This is a genomic window from Pseudomonas sp. HMWF006 (genome assembly GCF_003061205.1).
Classification (GTDB): Bacteria; Pseudomonadota; Gammaproteobacteria; order Pseudomonadales; family Pseudomonadaceae; genus Aquipseudomonas; species Aquipseudomonas monsensis.
On the sequence record NZ_QAIU01000284.1, the window covers coordinates 6,811 to 18,379 of the forward strand.

The following is an 11,569-nucleotide window of genomic DNA, read 5'->3' on the forward strand; positions in this document are numbered from 1 at the left end:
CACCGAAGGGTCGGCGAAGCGGATGTCGACCTGATGGCTGCTGTTCTGCAGGTTCAGGTTTTTGCTGTTGACCAGCAGTTCTTGTTTGCTGCCCGGCTTGAGCGTGGTGCTGGCGGACATTTGCGCGTCTTTGCCTTCGCAGCCGTTGTCGAGCAGGGACATCATCTGGCGATAGATGGTTTCCTGGTCGAGGCGGTACAGCGGCGAGAATTCCCAGATGAGAATTTTCGGCGGGGTCTTCTGGAATTCGTCGCTACCGAGGTACTGCAGCATCGAACCTTCCAGGCCGCCGCCGGGGAAGGCGACGTTGAGAATGTCGGCGCCGATCGCCTCTTCGAGGAAGCCGGCGAAGTTGTAGTTCTTGCCGCTGTGCGAGGTGCCCACGAGGGTGATTTGCGGGTTGCCGGAATCACCGAACAGGTCGCCGTCACCGGCTTCGCCTTTCGGCTCGGTGGTGAACTGATCCATGTACTGGATTGCGTAACTGGTGCCGCACAGTTGCCCGGCCATGTTGTGCAGGGTGCCGGTCTTGCCCATGCGCCCGGAGCGCTTGGTCTCGAATTCACGCTTGGGAATGTCGGCGAAGGCCGGAATCTGCTTGACCTTCTCGGCGACGATTTTCGCCGTGCGCTGCGCGCCGTATGGCGTCCAGTGTTGGTCGCCACGGAAGTAGAAGTCATGGGCGGGCAGGGTGTCCGGCAGCGATTCGTTGGTCAGCGGCGACAGGTCCGGCACCACGTATCCCATCTGCGCGAAACGCCCGAGCATGGTCTTGTAGTTGCCCAGCGCTTTCTCGTAATCGAACGCGGCTTTTTCCTGCGGGTTGAGCTTGTTGCGGTTCACCAGGCCACGGGTCGGCTGGTAAACGATCACCAGCTCGACACCTTTGGCTTTGAACGCATCGTGCAGTTGTTGCAGGCGTTTGTAACCGGCCGGGGTGGTGTTGAACTCGGTGCGCAAGTCTTCTTGCGTGCGGAACAGCCAGTCGCCCTGCGCCTGCACCAGGGTGGTGAAGTTCTGCTGATAACGCGTGGTGTAGTTCTTCGCGTCATGCGCGGCCGGGCACAGGTTGCAGCACGGTTCGGCGGTGAACTCGGGCGCTTTCACTTCGTCCGCACGGGCGCCGTTGCTGGCCGCCAGAATGCCCACGGTCAGGGCCGACAGGCTGAGTAATCTGATCAAGTGTGGGTGCATAAAATTATCCTCAGTCCTGCATTTCGGTCTGGCGTTCGACAGGGTCGATCAGCACGGCTTTCTGCTGGCGCACCAGCAGGTCGAGAATTTCATCCTGGCGCTCGCCGAGGATGCCGTTGAAGCTGATGCCGCTGGATTTGGTCGGCGCCAGCATCGACACGCGATACAGCTCGACGCTCAAGGGCGAGTCGATCGACAGCGGGCCGCTGCCGTTGGCCGCCAGTTCACCGCCAACCACAATCAGCGACACCTGGGCATCGAACGGGTCGAGCTTGATGTCACGGTCGGTGTCGGTGAGGTCCTTGATGTGGCCGTAGACGCCGGTCAAACCGTTGGCCATGGCGACGTTTTCGTAGAGGCGGATGTTCACGCTGTTACGAATGCGGATGCCGTGGCGCTTGTTGCTGATGACCTTGTTGCCCCACAGCAGGTTGTCGGCGGACTCGTAGAGGGTGATGCCGTCGGTGTGGTTCTTGTAGATCTCGTTGTAGGCAATGATGTTGTTGACGCTGTTCCGGTCGATCACCAGACCCGAGAGGTGGTTGTCGAAGCTCTTGTTGTTGAAGATGAAGCTGTCGTTGACCTCACGGGAAATAATGATCCCGTGCTTCTTCTTCGTACCGTGGACGGTGTTCTCGGCAATGATCAGGCCGTGGGAACGGTCGTGCGGGTCGATGCCGTAGACGATGTTGTCCTTGTAGGTGTTGCCCTTGACCACAAAGTCGCGGGTCTCGTAGCAGTAGAAGCCGTACCACATGTCGGAGAACTCGGAACCGACGATCCAGCCGGTCGGCTCGGGACGCTTGAGGACCTTGGCCATGTTCGGCGTGTACTGGGAAATACTCACCCCGTACGACTTACTGTTGGCGTAGCCGAAGCTGGCCATCTTGCTGTTGACGATGTAGGTCTCGGTGCCGCCCCAGGCCAGCAGGAACGGACGGAATTCCTTCGGCGAACGGAACGTTGCCGGGCCGTTGTCCTTTTCGCGCCAGCCGGTGACTTTGGTGTCACGCACAAACAGTTGGCCGTCGTTGACCATGAATGCACCGGCCTCTTGCGACAGGCGCAGTTCCTGGGTCTGACCGTCGATTTCAAGGATGCCTTTGCGGCCGACCACGATCGGCAGCTTTGCCAGATACACACCCGGCGAGGTCTCGCTGAAATACTGCTTGGGCAGTTTCTGCGCCAGATCCTTGAGGTTCAGGTAACCGTCGTCGACGAAGATCGCCTGCGGGATGCCGTGCTGACGCACCACCCACTCGGCCATCTTGTTGTCGCCGCCGATGAAGTCCTTCAGCGCGTCTTCCTGCATCATCCGGCGCACGCTGACTTTGCCTGCTTTGCTGCGGACGATTTTCGCGGCGGCGGCTTCGGCGGTGTAGCCGGAAATGTCCGGCAGCTTCGGCGCGGCCAGATTCAGCGCCTCGGTGGGTGCGCTGCTGACGGTGTAGGTCTTGGCTTGTTGCAGCTCTTTCGCGGTGGTCACCGGCTTAACCGGCTCCACTGTCGCGAAGGCGCTGGCGCTGGCCAGCAGCATCGCGCCGGCCAGCAGGCTGAGTGAGCCTGTCCTGGTGCTGATCATGTCGGGCACTCCCTTGGCGGTTTGCATCAGAAGCGCCAGATCACGTCGATGAACGCGCGGTGCATGTACGAATCAACCTGCTTGCCGTAGGCATCGCCCGGCTTGAACACACCGCCACGGAAGCGCACGAGGGCCGACGGCTCGTCGATCGACTGGCTCAGGGCGGCCGGCAACAAGCCTTGCTTGAAGTACTTGGTGACGACCAGGTCCATCTCCTGACCGAGGTCCTTGTTGCCGTCTTCAAGCGGCAGCGAGGTGCTGGAAAGAATCGCGCCGGTGGCGTCGTCGGTGTTGTTTTCCACCGCATTGATGCCGTTGCTGCCGACCGGCTTGTTGCCGTCGACACGCCAGAACTTGTGGTAGATCAGGCTGGCGTCGTACTCGTCGTTGACCATCCAGGAACCGAACAGGGTGGCGGTCTGCATGTTGTTCATTTCGCCACGGAAGGCTTCGCCGAAACGGTGCACCCGCGAGCGGGTACCGGTGTAGTTGGAGCGGTTGCTCTCCAGACCGTTCTGCTCGTAATCGGCGCTGGCGCGGGCATAGGCACCGCCGACTTGCCATTGCGGATCAATGCGCAGACGCACACCGATGTCGGTGGCCCAGCCGTTGACGTCTTCGCTGCGCTTGGCTTGTGCCGGGCTCGAGCCATCGGCGTTGAGGGCGTTGACCGTGTCACGGTCGCCGCTCATGCCGGTGATGCTGCCCCAATAGTTGACGGTGTTGGTGTTGCGCCAGTTGTAGGCGTCGCTGTCGGCGGTCAGGCCGAGCCAGCTGATGTCACCGTTCTGGGTTTTATCCAGCGAGTCGCGCGGGACGCCCGGCTCGGCGTAATCGAGTTTGCCGTCATCGTGAGTGTGATGACCGCGAATGCCGACCCATTGCCCCGGCGTCCACTGGTAAGCGGCGTCGGCGTAGGCGTGCAGGCGATCCTTGTCTTTCGGCGCCAGCTCTTTGAGGTCGGTGCGGTATTCGCTGAAACGCTCGGCGACGCCGACGTTGGCACGCAGCAGGGTGGTGTCGAAGGTCCAGTTCAGCGCTTCGATATTGGTGTCGCGCCATTGGCCGTCGTCATTGCGCAGGCGCTGGCGACCGAACTTGAGCATCTCGCCCGGGTACGGCGTGAGACCGCTGTAGCCGACCCAGAACTCGCGCATCGCCAGGTAGTTCTTCTTGGTTTTGCGATCACTGTTGTCGGTGGCTTGTTCACCGTCGGATTGTTGCAGGGTGTCGGTTTCGATGATGTCGGTCGAGGTCACGGCCTGACCCATGGCGTAGGCGCTCCACGCGCCGCTTTCGCCGTAGACCCACGGACGCAGGTCGAGGCCCAAGCCGTTGACGTCGCCGCCACTGGCGGTGCCGAGGTCGCGGTCGTCTTCGGACTGGCCGGTGATTTTCACTTCCAGGCCGAAGTTCTTCGATTCAGTGATCGCGGCCAGTGTCGGGCAAGACCAGATCAGCGCGAACGTGAGGCCAATGCCGGCCTTCACAAAGGGATTCAACTTCATAGGGATTCCTCGCCGTCTTCTTCTTGCAGGGCGTGCAGTTGCAGCGTGTTCTGATTCAGGGCGCCACGGCTGGCCTGTTCCTGTTGCAGCAGGCGCTGGGCTTCGGCCAGACGCTCGGGCGGCAATTGCGCTGCGAGGGTGGTCGCCAGTTCATCGGCTTGCGGGGTGTTCTGTGCCTTGGCCAGTTGGCTGAACACATAGGCGTTGACCGGGTCGGGCTGGGTGCCCTTGCCTTGGGAAAACAATTGGGCGATAGCGAAGTCGGCGCTGTTCTGGCCGTTGCGCGCAGCGGTCAGCAGATGGTCTAGGGCCTTCTGCGGATAGACCTTGCCCAGGTAACCACGGCGATAGATCTGGCCGAGGTAATAGTCGGCGGCAACCTCGCGGCCAACGGCTTTCTGGAAATGTTCCTCGGCGACTTTCGCGTCGGCCGGCACCAGTTTGCCTTCGTAGTAGAGCTTGCCCAGCAACAGCTCGGCGCGCGGCTGGTCGGCGGCGCGGCCGTTGTCCAGGTACTGCATCATCTGATCGACGTCGCCCAGTTCCGGGAAGTCGTAGAGCAGTTGCGCGAGGGTCACCCACGACGCCGGATAGCCCGGGGCGATCGGTTCGAGCAGCGATTGCGCGGTCTTCTCGTCGGTCTTGCCCAGGGTCGAATCGGCCAGTACACGGGCCACCGAATCGACACGCTGCGCAGTGACGGTGCCACGGCTGTAACCGGCCTGCATTTGCTTGATCAGCTGGGCCTGTTGCTCCGGCTGGGCACGTTTCTGATAGACCGTGGCCAGTTCGACGTAGCAGATGTCGGTGGTGTTGAGCGCGGCTTTGCAGATCTTTTCCACGTCATCCAGGTGCTGTTCGTAGGTGCCCTGGGTGCGATACAGCAGCACTTGCGCCAGACCCGCTTCCGGGTAACCGGATTTGCGCCACTGGTCGATCTGCTGCTGGGCGTTGATGTTGGGGAAGCTGTGCGGGTATTGCAGGTACAGCATCGCCAGCGGGATCAACGTATTGCCTTCGCCATGGGCGGCGGCTTTTTTCAGCAGGCTTTCGGCTTCGTGGTGCTCGGCTTCAGTGGAACCCGGCTTGGCCACCAGCAAGCGGCCGAGACGCGCCTGAGCACGCGGCGAAACACTGGCGGCGGCGCGGTAAGTCGCTTCGGCCTGTTTGATCTGCTCGGGGTCGCGGCTGTCGACCTGGATATCGGCGAGGCCGACTTGCGCCTCGCTGTAACCCAGGTCTGCCAGGGCGCGGTAGTTCTGCGCGGCGGTGGCGGTGTCGCCCCGCTTGAGCGCTTCGTTGGCCAGGCGTTGATCGGGCAGGCCGGCACAACCGGCGAGACTGACTGCCAATGCCAATGCGCACACTGAACCCATGTGGGAGCGAGCTTGCTCGCGAAAGCGGTGTGTCAGTCGGCACTGAGGCTGAATGTCAGATTGCATTCGCGAGCAAGCTCGCTCCCACAGGGTTTGTGGTGTGCTTGAGATGGGTGGAGTAGTCACAGGCATGTCCTCGACTTAAAGACCGGCAGCCATGGCTTTGTCGATCAGCCAGTTCAGGTTCGGGCCACGGTCGCTGTTCACTTCCACCGGGCGGCCGGCGAAGCTGCTGTCCAGCGGCTGGTCCGGCTGGATCTGCACGCGGATGTCGGAGGACAGGTCGGCGCTTTTCAGGCTGGTGCTGCTGACGATCTTGCCGGTGCGGGTCTGGTCTTCGCCGGCGATCTGGAAGCTCACCGAAGTACCCGGACGCACGTCGCCGAACTGGCGATAGGAGAAGCGCGCATCGACGGTGGCCTGGGTGTTGCGCGGAACCAGGGTGAAAATCACGTCGCCCTTGCTCGCGTACTGACCGTCAGCCACCAGTTGCTGGGCCACGGTGCAATCGCAAGGGGAGGTCAGGGTGCCGGTCATTTGCTTGCCGAACAGCTCTTCAACCTTGGCCGGTTGCAGCTGATCTTCGTCCAGATGGCCCTTGAGCACGTCGAGCATGCTGGTGCTGAAGGTCGCCAGCGGTGCGCCTTTGGCCGCTACGCCGTCGGACTTGACCAGGCTCTGCACGGTGCCGTCACGCGGCATGGTGATGTTCATCCCCGGCACGCTGACCAGACCGGCCTGCGCGTGGCTGACGAAGTACATGCCGTATACCGACTTGAATACGAAACCGAACGCCACCAGGCCGATGGCGAAAATGCCGGCGCTGAAGGTCACCGCTTTCAGACGCCCGAACGGGGTCATGCCGCTGCCGCCGTCCTTGACCTTGCGCGCCTTGGTGAAGTTGTCGCGCTGCAGGGTCGCCAGCACTTCGCCGATGCTGACGATGTCGCCAGCCAGGTGCGAAGTGATCAGGTGGCGCAGGGTGGAAATATCCTGCGGCTCGAGGTTCTGGAACTGGCAACCGGCGCGGCCGGTCTGGCGGTCGAAGGAGCGCACTTGCAGTTCAACGTCCATGCCGATGCCGAGGTTGTCGATGACGAATTGCAGGCGTGCCTTGTACACCTGGCCAATGGTCAGGGGCATTTGCCCGGCGTTGAACGCCAGACCACCGGCGGACAGGTCGAGGACCCGTGCTTCGAGCGGGGTCCGGTCGGGGCCGAAGAACCGCAGCTTGGCCGGGATTTTCACGCGGGCGTGCTGGCGCTGGGCTTCGGATTCATGCACTACGTTGGCGTTGACGGCGGTATTCATGGGGGCGATTTCCTTGTTAATTCAATAGGGGCAGGTCAGACCATCATCAGCAGCACGGCGACGAAAATGCTGCCGGCGGAGAAGGTCATGGTCCGAGACGACCAGGTGTTGAACCAACGTTGAAAGCTGGCGAGATCACGGGTCAGGGAAGTGGGTTGGCGCGTCCAGGATTGCTGGTCGAGGCGGAAGAACACGTAGATCTTCACCAGCGCACCGACGATCTGGTTGTAATACAGAATCACGGGATAGGCCGGGCCGATCCGGTGACCCGAGCACGACAGCAGCAGGGTCAGAATCAGGCGGGTGATCCCGATCCACAGCAGGTACGCAAGGATGAACGCGCCGCCGTACTTGAAGCTGGCGATGATTGCCACGGTCAGGCCCAGCAGCGAGGTCCACATCGACACGCGCTGGTCGAACAGCACCACCGAGGTGAAGGCGCCGAGGCGTTTGACCCCCAGGCCCAGCGCTCGCGAGTTCTGGCGCAGGTTGTTGCCGTACCAGCGGAACATCAGTTTGCGGCTGGCCTTGATGAAGCTCTTTTCCGGCGGGTGTTCAACGGTGTTGATCGCCGCATCCGGTACGTAAAAGGTGTCGTAACCCAGGCGCATCAGGCTGAACCAGCTCGACTTGTCGTCGCCGGTGAGAAACTTGAAACGGCCCAGGCGCCAGTGTTGCAGCGAGTCGCTTTCGACGTCGGCGATGAATTCCGGGTTGGTCACCACGGTGGCGCGGAACACCGACATACGCCCGGTCATGGTCAGCACGCGCTTGGACAGGGCCATCGAACACATGTTGATGTGGCGCTGGGCGAAACGCAGCTTGTGCCATTCGCTCATGATGTAGCCGCCGCGCACTTCGCAGAACTCGTTGGTGGTCAGGCCGCCGACGTTGCCGAACAGCTGGAACCACGGCACGGTCTTGCGCACAGTGCCTTCGCCGAGCACGGTGTCGCCGTCGATCACGGCTACCACGGCGCGGTCGTCCGGCAGGTGACGGGAGATCGCGCGGAAACCATAGGCCAGGCCATCGCGCTTGCCGGTGCCGGGAATGCGCACGAAGTCGAGCTTCACGCGGTCTGGCGGATTCATCCGCGCCCAGAGCGCTTTCACCAGCAGCTCATCGGACATTTCCACGATCGAGCAGACCACGGTGGTCGGCAGTTCGCAGTCGATGGCTTCGCGGATTACCGAGCTGTAGACCTGCGCCGTGGTGAGCGCGTCGATACGGAAACTGGTGACCATCAGAAACACATGCGACGGGTCCGCCGCTTTACCCAGCTTGCGCACTTTGCGGCGCAGGTGCGGGTAAACGAGGTAGAGAAAAATCATGCCGCGCACAAAGTGCGTTGCACCCATCGAGTAGCGCCAGATACCCACGGCGCCAATCAGGAAAATAAAGTCCTTCGACTCGGAGTCGAATGTGGACGCGGGCAGCATCAAGGCCAGGCCCATCAACAGGCTTAAAAACAACAGCCAGCCGGCGGATTGCAGAAAGAAATGTTTGAGCTTGGTCATCGACGTCATCCAAGGTAAGAGAGGCTTCGAGCTGCAAGCCTCAAGCTGCAAGTGAAACGCTTTGGCTTGCAGCCCGAGGCTTGTCGCTTGGCGCTGCTTTACCAGCAGATACCTTCGGTGCGTGTACCGGCGTTGGTGGCTTTGGACATGAAGCCCACCAGGTCGATGACCTGCTTGCCATGCGGCGCTTCCTGGGCCAGCGAGCGGAATTTCTCGTCGCGGTTGCCGAGGATGATCACGTCGGAGTTGTCGATCACCGAATCGAAGTCCGAGTTGAGCAGGGACGACACGTGCGGGATTTTCGACTCGATGTAGTCCTTGTTCGCGCCGTGCACACGGGCGTACTCGACGTTGCTGTCGTAGATGCTCAGGTCGTAGCCCTTGCCGATCAGCATTTCGGCCAGCTCCACCAGCGGACTTTCGCGCAGGTCATCGGTGCCGGCCTTGAAGCTCAGGCCGAGCAGGGCGACTTTGCGTTTGTCGTGGCTTTCAACGATGTCGAAGGCGTTCTGCACTTGCGATTCGTTGCTGCGCATCAGCGAGTTGAGCAACGGCGCTTCGACGTCCAGCGAACCGGCGCGGTAGGTCAGGGCACGCACGTCTTTCGGCAGGCACGAACCGCCGAAGGCGAAGCCTGGGCGCATGTAGTACTGGGACAGGTTGAGGGTCTTGTCCTGGCAGACCACTTCCATCACTTCACGGCCATCGACGCCGACGGCTTTGGCGATGTTGCCGATCTCGTTGGCGAAGGTCACTTTGGTCGCGTGCCAGACGTTGCAGGTGTACTTGATCATCTCGGCAACGGCGATGTCCTTGCGGATGATCGGTGCGTCGAGTTCTTCGTACAGCGATTGCAGAACGTCGCCCGAAGCCTTGTCGAATTCGCCGATTACGGTCATCGGTGGCAGGTCGTAGTCGGCGATGGCAGTGGATTCGCGCAGGAACTCCGGGTTGACCGCGACGCCGAAGTCGACGCCGGCCTTCTTGCCCGAGCAGTCTTCGAGGATCGGGATCACCACGTTGGCGACGGTGCCCGGTAGCACGGTGCTGCGAACCACGATGGTGTGGCGGGTGGATTTTTCACGCAGCACGAAACCGATCTCGCGGCACACCGCTTCGATGTAGTTCAGTTCCAGGTCGCCGTTCTTCTTGCTTGGTGTACCGACGCAGATCATCGACAGGTCGGTGTCACGAATCGCTTCGGCGAAGTTGGTCGTACCGCGCAGACGACCGGTCTGGATACCTTGCTCCAGAAGTTCGCCCAGGCCCGGTTCGACAATCGGCGACTTGCCGGCGTTGATCATGTCGATCTTGTCTTTGGCAACATCGACGCCAACCACGTCATGGCCCCGTGCAGACAGGCAACCGGCACAGACAGCGCCAACGTAACCCAAACCAAATATGCTGATGCGCATCGCAATTACCTCTGTGTTTTATCAAGCCATTAGATGGCCGGAGTTAATGGTGTGCAGCGGACACTAGTGCGCTCGAAAGTGCGGCATACAGGCGCCACAATGCCGTGTGCAGGCAGACTAAGTTTCGAGTGTCTAAATAAGTGCACTCAAGATGTGCGTAAACAGGCCTTGTTGTTATGACTTGCCCTGTTATGCAGCCGCTCTTCTCTTCAGAAGAGTCTCGTGCAATCGTCTTACACGCTTGATGACAGGAGAAAAATCCCGTAAATCAAGCGGTTGAGTGCTCTGGCGAGCACGTTTATAGGGGGGCGGCCATGGCCTTGTAGGGGATATTAATGGTGCGTATCTCCTGTCCTTCGTTTGTTGTCCAGTTGAGTGAACCATCTAGGCAAGTTGCCGTGACAACTTGGTTATATGGTTTTCTGCACTGCGTAAGTTATCTCGTACAAACTCGGCGATAATCGTTACCGGTGGTATGAGCTATGCATTTGGACATAGTTCCTACCCGCTCATCGCGAAAACTGAAATTTTTTGAAATATTGATAAAGATGGCACTGGTCGCAAATTGATAGCACTTTCGACTTGGGCCTTTATTAATCGGTGTGTAATCGCGCTAGATAGTTTTGTGCCACTATCGTAAAAAAATTTACGTGCCACTACTGAAAAAAAGCGGGGCTGTCGAGTGAAACTAAAATTAGAATTTGAGGGGACGATTTTATGGCGCCAATAAAGTGGCGAAATGCGGCGGGGGATTTTTGACATCGTGCGAGCTGCACGACTCTTTATAGAAAGCGTCGTGCAACCGGCATGCTTTATTCCGGAGCGTGGTCGCGCAAAAACACCAGATTGTCCGCTTTCGATTGCTCGGCACTGTAGCGATAGCCCTGTACATCGAACTGTTTGAGGGCGGCTGGATCGTTGATGCGTTCCTGAATCACAAAGCGGCTCATCAGGCCACGGGCTTTCTTGGCGTAGAAGCTGATGATCTTGTACTGGCCATTCTTCAGGTCCTTGAACTCGGTGTTGATGATCCGTGCGTTCAGGGCACTGCGCTTGACCGCCGAGAAGTACTCGTTGGAGGCCAGGTTCAGCAGTACGTCATCACCTTGTTCGGCCAGTGCTTCGTTGAGCCATTCGCTGATGCGTGTGCCCCAGAAGGCATACAGATCCTTGCCGCGGGCGTTGGCCAGTCTGGTGCCCATTTCCAGGCGATACGCTTGCATCAGGTCCAGGGGACGCAGCAGACCATAGAGGCCGGAGAGCATGCGCAGGTGTTTTTGGGCATAGTCGAAATCGGCTTCGCTGAAAGATTGCGCGTCGAGACCGGTATAGACGTCGCCTTTGAACGCGAGCAGCGCCTGCTTGGCGTTCTCGGGGGTGAACGCCGGCGTCCAGCTGCCGAAGCGCGCAGCGTTGAGCCCGCCGATCTTGTCCGACACGTGCATCAATTCGCTGATCTGCGCGGGGGTCAGGTCGCGCAGTTGCTGGATCAATTCCTGGGAGTGATCGAGGTATTGCGGCTGGGTGAAGCGCTGGGTCGCCGGCGGTGTTTCGTAATCGAGGGTCTTGGCGGGGGAAATCACCATCAGCATGAAGTCGTCTCCTTTAATCGTGGGGGCGATTCTAGGGGGTTGTCCGAGTTGACTCCAGCTATGGGGGTTATAGG

8 protein-coding genes are annotated in these 11,569 nt (G+C 60.2%); all 8 read right to left on the reverse strand.

The features are described 5' to 3' along the window. The coding region (locus DBR24_RS11635) for an alginate O-acetyltransferase (RefSeq protein ID WP_256591413.1) at positions 1-1,194 on the reverse strand (1,194 nt) is incomplete at its 3' end. 10 nt (positions 1,195-1,204) lie between these two features. Beyond that, a complete protein-coding gene (gene algG / locus DBR24_RS11640; RefSeq protein ID WP_128614813.1) occupies positions 1,205-2,776 on the reverse strand; it encodes a mannuronan 5-epimerase AlgG in 1,572 nt (523 codons plus the stop codon). Between the two features lie 26 nt (positions 2,777-2,802). Further along, positions 2,803-4,284 (reverse strand): alginate export family protein, encoded by a 1,482-nt coding sequence (locus DBR24_RS11645; RefSeq protein ID WP_128614814.1) that lies wholly within the window; start codon positions 4,282-4,284, stop codon positions 2,803-2,805. After that, entirely contained in the window at positions 4,281-5,792 is a 1,512-nt protein-coding gene (algK, locus tag DBR24_RS11650; protein WP_371921271.1) for an alginate biosynthesis TPR repeat lipoprotein AlgK, read from the reverse strand. The genes DBR24_RS11645 and algK overlap by 4 nt, the downstream gene beginning before the upstream one ends. 9 nt (positions 5,793-5,801) lie before the next feature. After that, a complete protein-coding gene (locus tag DBR24_RS11655; protein WP_123464840.1) occupies positions 5,802-6,971 on the reverse strand; it encodes an alginate biosynthesis protein Alg44 in 1,170 nt (389 codons plus the stop codon). Between the two features lie 35 nt (positions 6,972-7,006). Beyond that, a complete protein-coding gene (alg8, locus tag DBR24_RS11660; protein WP_177490524.1) occupies positions 7,007-8,488 on the reverse strand; it encodes a mannuronan synthase in 1,482 nt (493 codons plus the stop codon). 98 nt (positions 8,489-8,586) lie between these two features. Next, positions 8,587-9,903: a nucleotide sugar dehydrogenase gene (locus DBR24_RS11665; protein ID WP_128614816.1), complete on the reverse strand. Its 1,317-nt coding sequence runs from the start codon at positions 9,901-9,903 to the stop codon at positions 8,587-8,589. 812 nt (positions 9,904-10,715) lie between these two features. Then, positions 10,716-11,495 carry a peroxide stress protein YaaA gene (yaaA, locus tag DBR24_RS11670; RefSeq protein WP_128614817.1) on the reverse strand — a complete coding sequence of 260 codons (780 nt, stop codon included), beginning with the start codon at positions 11,493-11,495 and terminating at the stop codon, positions 10,716-10,718. Positions 11,496-11,569 lie beyond the last annotated feature (74 nt).